Below are 648 nucleotides of genomic sequence, written 5' to 3' on the forward strand. Positions count from 1 at the left end.
TCACGATCAGCGATATACCGACGGGCGCCACCCTGTCGGCGGGGACCGTCAATGAGGATGGCTCTGTCACGCTGACACCAGCTGAACTCGAGGGGCTGACGATCACGCCGGCGGCCGACAGTGATGCGGACTTCACCCTCTCTGTTGCTGTCACCACGACCGATGGCGAGAGTGGCGATACCAGCACCGTTACCGATACGCTGGATGTCACCGTCGATGCCGTTGCCGATGCACCGACGCTCAGTGTTGATGCGGCAAGCGGGTCGGAAGATACAGCCATCGCGCTCGATATCAGTTCAGCCCTCACCGACACTGATGGGTCCGAGACCCTGTCTGTTGAGATCAGCGGCATTCCAGACGGCGCAGTCCTCACCGCCGATGGTGAAGCGGTTACTGTCACCGATGGTGTCGCGACGCTGACGCCGGCTCAGCTTGCCAATCTCTCCATCACGCCGCCGGCGAACAGCAGCGATGATTTTGATCTGACTGTTACCGCGACTAGCACTGATGGTTCAGATACTGCCACCACGACGGCCACCCTTCCCGTCTCCGTGACCGGCGTCGCTGATGCGCCGACCCTCTCTACTGAAGCAGCAAGTGGTTCTGAAGATACAGCCATTGCCCTGGACATCTCCTCGGCACTGACCG

The 648-nt window shown here is 60.8% G+C and carries 1 protein-coding gene; it reads left to right on the top strand.

Going from position 1 to position 648, the window contains the following annotated elements; all coding sequences use genetic code 11:
* Positions 1-648 (top strand): hypothetical protein (locus tag ACOSDM_RS20070; protein WP_420726312.1); only part of this gene is annotated, 648 nt, incomplete at both ends.

This window comes from Hwanghaeella sp. LZ110 (genome assembly GCF_048892525.1).
In the GTDB taxonomy this organism is placed as follows: Bacteria; Pseudomonadota; Alphaproteobacteria; order UBA8366; family Aestuariispiraceae; genus Pacificispira.